The 12,918-nt window shown below is 65.7% G+C and carries 13 protein-coding genes and 2 rRNA genes (1 of these 15 only partly in view); 8 read left to right on the top strand and 7 right to left on the bottom strand.

Translation table 11 applies throughout. The annotated features are described in order from the left end of the window. From F573_RS0102775 to F573_RS0102765, 3 genes are all read left to right on the top strand, one after another. Positions 1-943: ribosomal RNA gene (locus F573_RS0102775) — 23S ribosomal RNA — on the top strand (it extends 1,936 nt beyond the left edge of the window). An 87-nt stretch (positions 944-1,030) separates the two neighbouring features. Further along, positions 1,031-1,146 (top strand): 5S ribosomal RNA (gene rrf, locus F573_RS0102770). Positions 1,147-1,244: 98 nt separating this feature from the next. After that, on the top strand, positions 1,245-1,451 hold the full coding sequence (locus tag F573_RS0102765) for a hypothetical protein (RefSeq protein WP_018870626.1): 207 nt from the start codon (positions 1,245-1,247) through the stop codon (positions 1,449-1,451). Between the two features lie 25 nt (positions 1,452-1,476). On the opposite strand, the gene F573_RS0102760 is transcribed toward F573_RS0102765, so the two are convergent. From F573_RS0102760 to dapA, 3 genes are read right to left on the bottom strand one after another with little or no spacing between them, the layout of a single operon-like run. Continuing rightward, a complete protein-coding gene (locus F573_RS0102760) occupies positions 1,477-2,238 on the bottom strand; it encodes an MBL fold metallo-hydrolase (protein ID WP_026300772.1) in 762 nt (253 codons plus the stop codon). 24 nt (positions 2,239-2,262) lie between these two features. Continuing rightward, positions 2,263-3,441 carry an outer membrane protein assembly factor BamC gene (gene bamC / locus F573_RS0102755; RefSeq protein WP_019021386.1) on the bottom strand — a complete coding sequence of 393 codons (1,179 nt, stop codon included), beginning with the start codon at positions 3,439-3,441 and terminating at the stop codon, positions 2,263-2,265. 7 nt (positions 3,442-3,448) lie between these two features. After that, entirely contained in the window at positions 3,449-4,327 is an 879-nt protein-coding gene (gene dapA / locus F573_RS0102750; protein WP_018870623.1) for a 4-hydroxy-tetrahydrodipicolinate synthase, read from the bottom strand. 170 nt (positions 4,328-4,497) lie between these two features. Here dapA and F573_RS0102745 point away from each other — a divergent pair, with 170 nt between their 5' ends. The 3 genes from F573_RS0102745 to F573_RS0102735 are packed head-to-tail and all read left to right on the top strand — an operon-like array spanning position 4,498 to position 7,024. Next, positions 4,498-5,052, top strand: a complete 555-nt coding sequence (locus F573_RS0102745; protein WP_019021385.1) for a glycine cleavage system protein R — start codon at positions 4,498-4,500, stop codon at positions 5,050-5,052. 32 nt (positions 5,053-5,084) lie between these two features. Continuing rightward, a complete protein-coding gene (locus F573_RS0102740) occupies positions 5,085-5,558 on the top strand; it encodes a peroxiredoxin (protein WP_019021384.1) in 474 nt (157 codons plus the stop codon). A 44-nt stretch (positions 5,559-5,602) separates the two neighbouring features. Next, the gene (locus tag F573_RS0102735; protein WP_019021383.1) at positions 5,603-7,024 is read left to right on the top strand and encodes a PhoH family protein; all 1,422 of its coding nucleotides are present in this window, start codon (positions 5,603-5,605) and stop codon (positions 7,022-7,024) included. A gap of 277 nt (positions 7,025-7,301) precedes the next feature. On the opposite strand, the gene queD is transcribed toward F573_RS0102735, so the two are convergent. From queD to xseB, 4 genes are read right to left on the bottom strand one after another with little or no spacing between them, the layout of a single operon-like run. Continuing rightward, positions 7,302-7,685 (bottom strand): 6-carboxytetrahydropterin synthase QueD, encoded by a 384-nt coding sequence (gene queD, locus F573_RS0102730; RefSeq protein WP_019021382.1) that lies wholly within the window; start codon positions 7,683-7,685, stop codon positions 7,302-7,304. A gap of 45 nt (positions 7,686-7,730) precedes the next feature. Continuing rightward, positions 7,731-9,641, bottom strand: coding sequence for a 1-deoxy-D-xylulose-5-phosphate synthase (dxs, locus tag F573_RS0102725; protein WP_019021381.1), 1,911 nt, complete (start codon positions 9,639-9,641; stop codon positions 7,731-7,733). Between the two features lie 16 nt (positions 9,642-9,657). Beyond that, positions 9,658-10,596, bottom strand: coding sequence for a (2E,6E)-farnesyl diphosphate synthase (ispA, locus tag F573_RS0102720; protein WP_051075351.1), 939 nt, complete (start codon positions 10,594-10,596; stop codon positions 9,658-9,660). Further along, the gene (xseB, locus tag F573_RS0102715; RefSeq protein ID WP_018870616.1) at positions 10,577-10,861 is read right to left on the bottom strand and encodes an exodeoxyribonuclease VII small subunit; all 285 of its coding nucleotides are present in this window, start codon (positions 10,859-10,861) and stop codon (positions 10,577-10,579) included. The genes ispA and xseB overlap by 20 nt, the downstream gene beginning before the upstream one ends. A 198-nt stretch (positions 10,862-11,059) precedes the next feature. Between xseB and F573_RS0102710 the strand changes: the two genes are divergently transcribed. After that, the gene (locus F573_RS0102710; RefSeq protein WP_018870615.1) at positions 11,060-11,479 is read left to right on the top strand and encodes a rubrerythrin family protein; all 420 of its coding nucleotides are present in this window, start codon (positions 11,060-11,062) and stop codon (positions 11,477-11,479) included. 90 nt (positions 11,480-11,569) lie between these two features. After that, positions 11,570-12,916: a heterodisulfide reductase-related iron-sulfur binding cluster gene (locus F573_RS0102705; protein ID WP_019021379.1), complete on the top strand. Its 1,347-nt coding sequence runs from the start codon at positions 11,570-11,572 to the stop codon at positions 12,914-12,916. Positions 12,917-12,918 lie beyond the last annotated feature (2 nt).

The following is a 12,918-nucleotide window of genomic DNA, read 5'->3' as shown; positions in this document are numbered from 1 at the left end:
CTGCACGAATGGCGTAACGATGGCGGCGCTGTCTCCACCCGAGACTCAGTGAAATTGAAATCGCAGTGAAGATGCTGTGTACCCGCGGCCAGACGGAAAGACCCCGTGAACCTTTACTACAGCTTCACACTGAACTTTGAGCTTGTTTGTGTAGGATAGGTGGGAGGCTTTGAAACCGGGACGCCAGTCTCGGTGGAGCCATCCTTGAAATACCACCCTTGCAAGTTTGGAGTTCTAACTCAGGCCCGTTATCCGGGTCGAGGACCGTGTGTGGTGGGTAGTTTGACTGGGGCGGTCTCCTCCCAAAGAGTAACGGAGGAGTGCGAAGGTACCCTCAGCGCGGTCGGAAATCGCGCGACGAGTGCAAAGGCATAAGGGTGCTTGACTGCGAGACAGACACGTCGAGCAGGTGCGAAAGCAGGTCTTAGTGATCCGGTGGTTCTGTATGGAAGGGCCATCGCTCAACGGATAAAAGGTACTCCGGGGATAACAGGCTGATACTGCCCAAGAGTCCATATCGACGGCAGTGTTTGGCACCTCGATGTCGGCTCATCACATCCTGGGGCTGAAGCAGGTCCCAAGGGTATGGCTGTTCGCCATTTAAAGTGGTACGCGAGCTGGGTTTAGAACGTCGTGAGACAGTTCGGTCCCTATCTGCCGTGGGCGTCGGAGATTTGACAGGATCTGTCCCTAGTACGAGAGGACCGGGATGGACGCACCTCTGGTGTTCCGGTTGTCACGCCAGTGGCATTGCCGGGTAGCTAAGTGCGGAAGGGATAACCGCTGAAAGCATCTAAGCGGGAAACCCACCTGGAGATGAGATCTCCCTGGAGCTTCGAGCTCCCTGAAGGGCCGTTGAAGACGACAACGTTGATAGGCTGGGTGTGGAAGCGCGGTAACGCGTGAAGCTAACCAGTACTAATTGCCCGTGCGGCTTGACCATATAACACCCAAATGATTGTTGGTCTCTTCTGACACATCACCTAGTTGCATTCCGAATTTGGACAGTGAGCGCTGTCCAGCCAGTTTGCCTGGCGGCTATAGCGAGCAGGAACCACCCGATCCCATCCCGAACTCGGAAGTGAAACTGCTCTGCGCCGATGGTAGTTAGGGGCCTCCCCTCGTGAGAGTAGGTCACCGCCAGGCATTTACACCGAAAGCCCGATTCCTCTTGCAAGGGGTCGGGCTTTTTTTATGCCTGATTTTGTGCCCGTGTGACGCCGGACGACCGGCGGGAGGTGGCTGTGGCGAACAAGCGGACGGATGGTGGCCTGGTGGTCGTGGGTCTGGTTCTTATTGCCGTGGGGGCGTATGCGCTGCTGGGGCAGCAGGTCCATTTTTCGCCGATCGCCCCCCGTGAGGATGGCGGGTTTGGCGGGTGGTTCGCGACCGTGGTGGGCGTTGTGATGATCCTTGGCGGGCTGTATTTCCTGCGCGAATCGCGGAAGTAGCCATCGGCAGCCAGGGGGCGGCTCCCTAGAGCTCGCGCCAGCTGAACCCTTCTTCCTGGGTGGCGAGTTCCATTTCGGCCGCGGCCGCGCCGACGCCCTCTGCAAGTGCGTTCCGGGCGTGATCGGGATGGTTGTTGTCGGTCGACAGATGCATCCCGATCAGCGAGCGCAGCTTTCGGTTATCGGCCCGTCGGAGCAGGTCACGCGCCGCGTGATTGGGGAGGTGGCCCCATCCTCCGCGAATACGTTCCTTGAGACGCTCGGGGTACGGGCCTGCCTGGAGCATATCCGGCTCGTGGTTGCATTCGAGCAGGAGTCCGTCGACGCGGGCGGCGATCTCGACCATGTGGGGCGTGACATGACCGGCGTCGGTCATTAGTGCCAGCTCGCGGTGACCATCGGACAACGTGAACTGTGTGGGTTCCCGTGAGTCATGCGGGACGGTGAACGGAATCACCCGCAGGTCGCGGATCTCGATCGGCGAGTCGCTGGTGATTTCCAGGGTGCTGGGGAAGCGATTGTCGCGGGCGGCTCGCAGGGTGCCGTGGGAAGCGTATACGGGGATTCCGTGGCGTCGGGAGAACGCGCCGGCGGCGCCGATATGGTCACCGTGCTCGTGCGTGATCAGGAGCGCGTCCAGCTGGTCCGGCTGCAGGCCGGCGCGCGCGAGTCGACGTTCGGCCTCCTGCGCGGAGAAGCCGCAGTCGATCATGACGCAGGTGTGGCGGGCCCGCACGACCAGGGCGTTCCCGCCGCTTCCGCTTCCAAGAGAACAGTATTGCAGCATGCCGACAGCGCCGGTGCTCGGTGATCAGCGGCGAAAGCCTTCCACGATCCGTTCGAGGAGGAATCGGGTGTCGTCCTCGTCCAGCGGTTCGCCTTCGATGTCCCGTGCACGCAGGAGGGACTGGCCGTTGTCCGCGGAGAGTTCGAGCCGGTAGCGCGTGTCTGCGCGGCGGTCACCGCGACCGAACAGGCGGCTGAAGAAGCCACCTTCGTCTTCGTCGGCGCTGTCGGGGCGATAGGTGACTTCGTGCACCCCGCTGCGGCGGTCGCGTTCGTCGACGAGGAGGCCGGAACGGTCGAGGCGCGTGCCGAGGTGCCGCCATACCTGGTCCGTTTCGCTGTCAAAGCGAAGAACCAGTTCGTCGCCGACATTTTCGAGGCGTGCGCCCGGGACCCGCTGGACCTCGGATTCGTCGGCGCGCTGACCGCCTTCGCCGGGGTCGCCGGTGAGCAGGAACAGGCGCAGGCGATTGAGCATTTCTGCTTCCAGCTCCGGCTCGGAGGGGCGGGAAACCCAGAGGAAGCGTTCTTCGCCCACGGGCTGTTCTTCGGCCCCGCGATGGGTGATGTAGACCGCGGTGCGGCTGTCTTCCTCGCGTTCGACGCGCAGGCGGTACCGGTCACGGGTGTTCGAATCGTAGAGACCGCCAATGGTCCGGGCGATGAAGCCGCGGGTGCCGCTGAACGGGATACCGGCGCGGTCTTCGGCCCACTGGGTTTCCATGATGCCGACTTCCGGTTCGTTGCGTTCCAGCGGCAGGTTCTGGCTGTCCCAGAACGCGGCCAGGCGATTCCACAGGGCGTCCGGGTCGGTATCGACCGTCAGCCAGCGCGTATCGCCGTCACGCCAGATCTGTACGTCGCTGTCTTCGGGCAGCACCCGGACCTCGCCGGCGCGCGGCGCCAGGGCGCCCGTTCCGCCTGGTGTGCCGGTCTGTCGGGTATCCGGCTGCTGCATCTCGCGGGCGCTGACGCGCTCTCCCGGTGCGTCGGGGACGCGGTAGCCATCGCGGCTGTCGGGGGCGCTGAGTTCGGGCGGAACCTCGAGGTCAGGGGCCTGACGGGATTCCTGATAAACCGGGCCACGGTCATCGGTACCGGCGCAGCCGGCGGTACCCAGTGCAAGGGCGACGGCCAGCGGCAGCGCCGCGGGCAGGTAAGCGCGTACGGTCGTACGAGCGGAAAACGACGAAAAACGGGTCATGAACGGTTCATACCTCGATGCCGGCCTGGCGCATGGCGTCCAGAACCGGGGCGTGAAACGGAGCCGAAAGCGGTGTCAGCGGGAGGCGGATGCCTTCTTCCATCATGCCCATCTGCTGCAGCGCCCATTTGACCGGGATCGGGTTGGCCTCCAGGAACAGGGCCGAGTGCAGCCCGTCCAGCTGGCGGTTGATCTCGCGGGCTCGTTCGGCATCGCCTTCGCGCACTGCCCGGCACATCTCCGACATCAGACGCGGCGCGACGTTCGCCGTGACCGAGATGACGCCGTGGCCACCGGCCAGCATGAAGGCAAGTCCGTTGGCATCCTCGCCGCTGAACAGGTCCAGGCGGCTGCCGACGCGTTCGACCAGCTCGGCGGTGCGCTCGTTGCTTCCGGTGGCTTCCTTGATGCCCACGATGTTGGGCACCCCGGCCAGGCGTTCGACCGTTTCGGGCAGGATGTCGACCGCCGTCCGGCCGGGCACGTTGTACAGGATCTGCGGGATGTCCACCGCCTCGGCGATGGCCTTGTGATGCAGATACAGGCCTTCCTGGGTGGGCTTGTTGTAGTAGGGGGCGACCAGCAGGCAGGCATCGGCACCGGCTTCCTTCGCGCACCGGGTCAGGGCGATGGCCTCGCGGGTGGAGTTGGCTCCGGTTCCGGCAATGACCGGGAGCCGGCCATCGATGGTGCGCACGACGTGCGCGATGGCCTCGCAGTGTTCGTCGAAATCGAGGGTGGCCGATTCGCCGGTGGTGCCCACGGCGACGATGGCGTCGGTACCCGACTCGACATGGAATTCCAGCAGCCGATCCAGCGCTGGCCAGTCCAGGCTGCCATCGGCGTGCATCGGGGTCGCGAGCGCGACCATGCTGCCTTGAAACATCGCCCCCTCCAGGACAAGTAATGGTGCAGTCTAACGGGGGACTGACAGGGCATTCAAGAAAGCGCCGCGTTGGCCTGTACCCGGGGAGGTGATATGTTCCGACATCATGATCCACGCGATGCGCCATTGCCGTTCGCCATCCTGCTCGCCGGTTGCAGGAGGCCGGGCCCGTGGCTGAGGTCGTCGGGGCCGGTACGCACACCGAGCTGGTGCTGAGTCTGCTGGGGCCGGACCGGCCGGGCCTGGTGACTCAGGTGACCCAGCACGTTGCCGAATCCGGTTGCAATCTGGAAGCCAGTCGCATGGTGGTGCTTTCCGGCTACGCCTGCATGGCGGTGACCGCCAGCGGAAACTGGAAGACCCTGGCGACCCTGGAAGGGCGGCTGGAACGTCTGGAACGCGAGAGCGGGCTGGTGGTGACCGCGCGTCGCGGGCCGCTGGCAGAGTCGGGCGAGGCCGCCATGGCCTATGCCGTGGACGTCATCGCCCTGGATGCCCCGGGGCTGCTGCACGGCCTGGCGAACTTCTTCGCCACGCGGGGCGTCAACCTGCGGGATGTACAAAGTCGCGTCTACACGGCGCAGCAGACAGGCGCCCGCATGTTCGCGGCGAACATCGTGATCGACATCCCGGCCGCGCAGCATCTGGCGACGCTGCGGGGCGAATTCATGGACTTCTGCGACGAACTCAATCTCGACGGGGTGCTGGAGCCGATCAAGGCCTGAATGCCGCCCCGTCCCCGACCGGAGACACGAAAATGACGGTTGCGATCGATCAGCCCGTACCTGCCGATATCCGCCTGCCGGCCACCGGCGACCAGGAGCTGGCGCTGGAGGATTTCCGCGGGCGCATGGTTGTCCTGTATTTCTACCCCAAGGACAACACGCCGGGGTGTACCAACGAGAGCCGTGACTTTGCCGAGCGTCTGGCCGATTACGAGGCAGCGGGGGCGGTGATCCTCGGGTGCTCGCGCGACAGCGTGAAGAGCCACGAGAATTTCCGCAGCAAGCAGGAGCTGCCGTTCGACCTGCTCAGCGATGCGGACGAGCGCCTGTGCGAGGCCTTCGACGTCATTGGCATGAAGAACATGTACGGCAAGCAGGTGCGCGGCATCGAGCGCTCCACGTTCCTGATCGACGCGGACGGCGTGCTGCGCCGGGAATGGCGCAAGGTGAAAGTCCCCGGCCACGTGGACGAGGTGCTCGCCGCGGTGCGTGAACTCTCGGGCTGACATCGAGCGCGTTTCTGCCCCTGCCCCTGCGCCCCGGAGGCCCGATGATCGAAGACCGCGAACCCGGCCGTCATCTGTTCGTGCTGGACACCAATGTCCTGATGCACGACCCCACCGCGCTGTTCCGTTTCAAGGAACACGACATCTTCCTGCCGATGGTGGTGCTGGAAGAGCTGGACCGGGGCAAGAAGGGGGTCTCCGAGGTGGCGCGCAACGTGCGTCAGGTGAGCCGGTTCATCGACGAGCTGATGACCGGGGCTACCCACGAAGCGATTGTCGCCGGGCTGTCGCTGACCGCGACGTCGCTGGAGGACTCGGATCTCGGCGGCCATGGCCGGCTGTTTTTCCAGACCCGCAGCCTGAATTCGCACTTGCCCGAGTCGCTGCCGGGCTCTTCGGCCGACAACGATATCCTCAGCACCGCACGGGCGCTGGAAGAGGAGCTCCCGGATGTCCGGGTGACCCTGGTGTCCAAGGACATCAACCTGCGCATCAAGGCTGCGGTGATCGGCCTGCATGCGGAGGATTATCACAACGACCAGGTGCTGGATGACGTTTCGCTGCTGTACTCGGGAATGCAGGAGCTGCCCGGCGACTTCTGGGACACCCACGGTGCGGCGATGGATTCCTGGCAGGAGGCCGGCCGGACCTATTACCGGGTGAAGGGGCCGCTGGTTGCGGAATGGCATCCCAACCAGTTCGTCTATCGCGAGGGCGAGCAGCCCCTGAGTGCCATCGTGCTGGAGGTGGATCGGCCGGCCGAGACCGCCGTGATCGAGCTGGTGGACGACTACATGAATCCCCGGCACACCGTCTGGGGCATCAATGCCCGCAACCGCGAACAGAATCTCGCGCTCAATCTGCTGATGGATCCGGAAGTCGATTTCGTCTCGCTGGTGGGAGCGGCGGGGACCGGCAAGACGCTGCTGACCCTGGCGGCCGGCCTGGCGCAAACGCTCGAGGACGGGACCTACAAGGAAATCATCATGACCCGGGTAACGGTGCCGGTGGGCGAGGACATCGGCTTCCTGCCGGGTACCGAAGAGGAGAAGATGACCCCCTGGATGGGGGCCCTGATGGACAATCTCGAGGTCCTCGGCGGCAACACCGAAGGGGCCGGGGAATGGGGCCGGGCGGCCAGCGGGGACATCCTGACCAGCCGCATCAAGATTCGCTCGCTCAACTTCATGCGCGGGCGTACCTTCCTCAGCCGCTACATCATCCTGGACGAGGCGCAGAACCTCACCAGCAAGCAGATGAAGACGCTGATCACCCGTGCCGGGCCGGGGACCAAGATCGTCGCGCTGGGCAACATCGCGCAGATCGACACCCCGTATCTCACCGAGACCACCTCGGGGCTGACCTATGTGGTGGACCGCTTCCGTGAATGGACGCACAGCGGGCACATCACGCTCACCCGCGGCGAGCGCTCGCGGCTGGCGGATTACGCTTCCAACAACCTGTAGGTGGCGCAGGTCGTGCTGCAACAACCGCGAAGGAAAATCCGGCCCCGTCATTGCGAGGAGCCGCAGGCAACGCGGCAACCTTCCGAAGCTGGCGCCGAGTCAGATACGGGCTCAGATGGTCCCGGACGGAGATCGCCACGTCGCTTCGCTCCTCGCGATGACGATGCGGGCGATAACCCGTCGCGATGGCGATGCGCGCGATAACCTGAGCCCGGCCCCCTGCGGCCCTCCGCAATGACGGTGCTTGAGGCGGGGCGCGGGTGGAGTGGGTGGGGGTCTAGCCGTCCTCGCTGTAGCGCACGCAGGCGCGGTCGGTCTCCCACAGGGTCAGGGCGCTGACGCGCAGCCCGGGGCGGTTCAGGCGTTCCGCCATCTCGCGGAAGAACCAGCGGGCGATGTTCTCCGCGGTGGGGTTGACCGTGTCGAACGGCGGCACGTCGTTGAGGTAACGATGGTCCAGCTGCCCGGCGATCTCGCGTGCGGCGCTCTTGACCACCTTGAAATCCACCGCCATTCCGGTGTCGTCCAGGGTTTCGGCCTCGACCTCGGCTTCCACCTTCCAGTTGTGGCCGTGCATGTTCGCGCACTGCCCCGGGTAATCGCGCAGGGTGTGCGCGGAGGCGAAGTCGGTCAGGACGCGCAGGGTATAGCGGGCACTCATGTTCGGATTCCGGAAGCGGTCGGCCGGCGGGCCGGGAGATGGCTGTCAGCCTGCAAAGCCTAGCCGGCCGCCCGGTGCGGCGCAATTCTCCTGCCCGGCCGCGTGGCGAATCGCTGCCAGCACGCCGGCGGTATCGAGACCGCATTCGGCGAGGATGGTCTCGCGCGGCCCGTGTTCGGTGAAGCGGTCGGGGATGCCGAGGGTCTGGCAGGGGATGTCGAGCTCCTCCGCCGACAGCCACTCCAGGACCGCGCTGCCGGCGCCGCCGGCGCGGGCATGATCCTCCAGCGTCACCAGGCGGTCGTGTTCCGCCGCCAGGCGGGCCAGGCAGGCGGTATCCAGCGGCTTGACGAAGCGCATGTTGACGACCGTCGCATCCAGGGCTTCGCCGGCCTCCAGCGCCGTATCCAGCAGGGCGCCGAAGGACAGGATGGCGATGCGTTCCCCCGCACCGTCCGGGCCCGCCTCGCGACGGATCTCGGCCTCGCCCACCGGCAGCGGATCCAGACGGTCGCCCGGCTCCGTGCCCGGGCCGCTGCCGCGCGGATAGCGCACCGCGGCCGGGCCGTTCCAGGCAAAGCCGGTCGCCAGCATGCGGCGGCATTCGGCCTCGTCGGCCGGGGCCATCAGCAGCAGGTTGGGTACGCTGCGCAGCAGGGCGATGTCGAAGGTACCGGCATGGGTGGGGCCGTCGGCGCCGACGATGCCGGCCCGGTCGATGGCGAACAGCACCGGCAGATCCTGCAGGGCGACATCATGGATGACCTGGTCCATGGCCCGCTGCAGGAAGGTCGAGTAGATCGCCACCACCGGGTGCTGGCCCTCGCAGGCCATGCCGGCCGCCAGGGTCACTGCGTGCTGCTCGGCGATGCCGACGTCGAAGTAGCGCTGCGGGTACTGTTCGGAGAAGGCGACCAGGCCCGAGCCCTCGCGCATCGCCGGGGTGATGCCCAGCAGGCGCTCGTCGGCCGCCGCCTGGTCGCACAGCCACTGGCTGAAGACGTCGGTGTAGGTCGGTGCCTTCGGGCCGGAGGGGGCGAGACCGTTCTCCGGTTCGAACTTGGACACGCCGTGATAGCGGCAGGGGTCCTCTTCGGCCGGGGCATAGCCCTGGCCCTTGCGGGTGACCACGTGCAGCAGCTGCGGTCCGTGCCCGCCGCGCAGGTTCTTGAGGATGCCGGCCAGACCGCTGACATCGTGACCGTCGACCGGCCCGAAATAGCGAAAGCCCAGTTCTTCGAACAGCGTGCCGGGCACCAGCATGCCCTTCATGTGCTCCTCGGCGCGCTGGGCGAACGCCTTCATCGGCGGCACGAACTCCAGCATGCGCTTGGAGCCCTCGCGCATCGAACTGTACAGGCGCCCCGACAGCAGCCGGGTGAAGTACTGGTTCATCGCGCCCACGTTGGGCGAGATGGACATGTCGTTGTCGTTGAGGATGACCAGCAGGTTGCAGTCCAGCTCGCCGATGTGGTTGAGCGCCTCGAAGGCCATTCCGGCGGTCATCGCGCCGTCGCCGATCACCGCCACGTGGCGCCGGTCGAGGCCTGCGTGGCGGGCGGCCAGGGCCATGCCCGCGGCGGCGCTGATGGAGGTGCTGGAATGCCCGGCGCCGAAGGCGTCGTATTCGCTCTCCGCGCGCTTGGGGAAGCCCGCCAGTCCGCCGTGCTGGCGCAGGGTCGCCATGGCCTCGCGCCGCCCGGTCAGGATCTTGTGCGCATAGGCCTGGTGCCCCACGTCCCAGACGATCCGGTCGTCCGGGGTATCAAAGGCGTAGTGCAGGGCGATCGCCAGTTCCACCGTCCCGAGGTTGGCGGCCAGATGTCCGCCGGTGCGCGAGACACTGTCGATCAGAAAGGTGCGCAGCTCCCGGGCAATCTCCGGCAGTTCGGCGCCCGGCCGGGCGCGCAGATCGGAAGGCCACTCGATGGCATCGAGGAGGGGGGTGGCTTGCATCGCGGAGGGCACCGGCTCAGTGGATGCGGTCGACAATGTAACGCGCGAGATGGCGAAGCAAATCGGCCTCTGCATCCAGGGGTTGCAGCGCCTCCAGAGCCTGGTCGACCAGCGCCACCGCGCGTTCGCGCGAGGCTTCCAGGCCCATCAGCGCGGGGAAGGTCGACTTGTCCAGGCGCGCATCCGCTCCGCAGGCCTTGCCCAGGGTCTCCGGATCACCCTCGACGTCCAGGATGTCGTCGCGGATCTGGAAGGCCAGGCCGATGCATTCGGCGTAGTCGGTCAGGCGCGCCAGCAGGGCGTCGTCGGCGCCGCCGGCCAGCCCGCCCAGGCGAACCGAGGCGCGGATCAGGGCGCCGGTCTTCAGCCGGTGCATGCCCTCCAGCCCCGGCAGATCCAGGCGCCCGCCGCAGGCTCCCAGATCGATGGCCTGGCCCCCGGCCATGCCCTGCAGGCCGGCGGCGCGGGCCAGTTCCTGCAGCATGACCGGGGCGCGCCCGGCCGGCAGTGCCGCCGTCCCGCTCGACAGCGTGACAAAGGCCTGCGCCTGCAGGGCGTCGCCGGCGAGGATCGCGGTGGCTTCGTCGTAGGCCCGATGACAGGTCGGGCGTCCGCGCCGCAGTTCGTCGTCATCCATCGCCGGAAGGTCGTCGTGGATGAGCGAGTAGACGTGGATCATCTCCACCGCCGCGGCTGCGGCATCCAGCGCGTCCTGCGGGGCCCCCAGGGCCTTGCCGGTGGCATATACCAGCAGCGGGCGCAGGCGCTTGCCGCCGGAGAGGGTGGCATAGCGCATTGCCTCGATCAGCCGGGCGTCGGGCGCGCCGGCCGGATCGAGGGCTCGGTCCAGGACCCCCTCGATGCGTTCCTGATACGCGGGGATGGCCTGTTCGGGCGAGGTGGTGGCTGTCACGTCGGGCGTCCGCGGGTCCGGATCAGAAGGGCACCGGGTCATCGTCATCCGTCGCGGGCGGGGTCCCGCTGGCGGCTTCCGGGTTGCCGGAGGTTTCGGTGGTCAGGGCTTCCATGCGCCGCTGGGCCTCGTCGAGGGCCCGCTGGCAGCGATCGACCAGCTGCATACCCTGCTGGAACTCCTCCAGCGACTGTTCCAGACCCAGCTCGCCCGACTCCATGCGGGCCACCAGGGTCTCCAGGGCCTCCAGGCTGGCTTCGAAGTCGGCCGGGGTTCCGGGTGCGGGATCGGGAGTCTCGTCGGACATGGCGATTGTCGGCTGCAAAAGCGGCCAAAGTACCGGATCCGCGCGTGCGTGAAAAGCACGAGGGGGCAGGTTGACAGGGCCGGGGACAGGGCATACATTTGCCGTACGGTTTAGACAGAGTCTAAATCACTGTCTGCACTCGATGCGACACTCGCTCGCTGTGTCTGTGTAGAACCCATACGAAGAAGGAGAGACATCATGGATCTGAAAGGCAGCAAGACCGAAGAAGCCCTGAAGGAAGCGTTTGCCGGCGAATCGATGGCGAACCGTCGCTATCTGTACTTCGCTTCGAAGGCGGACGTGGAAGGCTACAATGACGTGGCTACCGTGTTCCGCTCCACCGCGGAAGGTGAAACTGGCCACGCCCATGGGCATCTCGAGTACCTCGAGGACTGTGGTGACCCGGCCACCGGCCTGGAATTCGGTGGTACCGAAGCCAACCTGAAGACCGCGGTCGCCGGCGAGACCCACGAGTACACCGACATGTACCCGGGCATGGCCAAGACCGCGCGCGACGAAGGCTTCGACGAAGTCGCCGACTGGTTCGAAACCCTGGCCAAGGCGGAGCGTTCCCACGCCAACCGCTTCCAAAAGGCGCTGGACCAGCTGGACGACTGATCGTCGCGGCTCGTGTCCCGCAGCGGGGCCGGCTCAGCCGGCCCCGTCTTGTCTGCAAGAACAGAACAATCAGAACATCCGGAGGGATGAATGTCTGCGCCGACCCATCAACGTGAAGGCAGTCTCGAAGCCCCGACCCGCCATCCACTGGACTGGAAGAACCCCGAGTTCTACAACGAGGAATCGTTGTTCAACGAACTCGAGCGCGTCTTCGATATCTGCCACGGCTGCCGGCGCTGCGTCAGTCTGTGTCATTCATTCCCCACGCTGTTCGATCTGGTCGACGAATCCGAGACCATGGAAGTCGACGGGGTCGACAAGAAAGATTTCTGGCAGGTGGTGGATCACTGCTACCTGTGCGACCTGTGCTACCTGACCAAGTGCCCCTACGTCCCGCCGCACGAGTGGAACGTGGATTTCCCGCACCTGATGCTGCGGGCCAAGGCATTCCGGTTCCAGAACGAGGGTGCGAAGACCTCGCACAAACTGCTCTCCAGTACCGACACGGTGGGCAAGCTGGCGGGCATTCCGGTGGTGGCCGGCGCGGTCAACGCGGCCAACAAGAACGGAACCGTGCGCAAGCTGCTGGACAAGACCGTCGGCGTGCACCCGGACGCCCCGGTGCCCGAGTATCACTCGAACAAGGGCCGTTCGCGCGTGTCGAAGGTGTCCGGCGGGGTGAGCAACCCGGAACCGGCCGGTGCCACTCAGGGCCGGGTCGCGCTGTATGCCACCTGCTACGGCAACTACAACGAGCCGCACCTGGTCGAGGACCTGGTCAAGGTCTTCGAGCACAACGGCATCGAGGTCACGCTGGTCGAGAAGGAGCAGTGCTGCGGCATGCCCAAGCTCGAGCTGGGTGACCTGGAGTCCGTGGAGGCCTCCAAGGACGCGAACATCCCGGCGATGAAGAAGATGATCGACCAGGGCTACGACATCGTCGCCCCGGTGCCATCCTGCGTGCTGATGTACAAGCAGGAACTGCCGCTGATGTTCCCCGATGAGCAGGACGTGGCCACGGTACGCGATCGTATCTTCGACCCGTTCGAGTACCTGATGGAGCGCCACAAGGACGGCAAGCTGAACACCGACTTCCCGGAAAAGCTGGGCAAGATCGCGTATCACGCCGCCTGCCATCTGCGCGTGCAGAACATGGGCCTGAAGACCCGCGATCTGCTCAAGCTGGTGCCGGACACCGAGATCGAGACCGTCGAGCGCTGTTCCGGGCATGACGGTACCTATGGCGTGAAAAGCGAGTTCTACGAGACGGCCAGCAAGATCTGCCGTCCGGTCGTGAACCGCGTGACCAAGGCCGAGGCCGACCACTTCTCCAGTGACTGCCCGATGGCCGGCCACATGATCGAGAACGGCATGAAGGACGACGACAAGCAGCCCGAGCACCCGCTGACGCTGCTGCGTCAGGCCTACGGGCTGTAACA

Source organism: Thioalkalivibrio sp. ALE23 (assembly GCF_000378545.1).
Classification (GTDB): domain Bacteria; phylum Pseudomonadota; class Gammaproteobacteria; order Ectothiorhodospirales; family Ectothiorhodospiraceae; genus Thioalkalivibrio.
The sequence above is the reverse complement of the archived record's forward strand: the minus strand, read 5'-3'. Positions and strand labels throughout refer to the sequence as shown.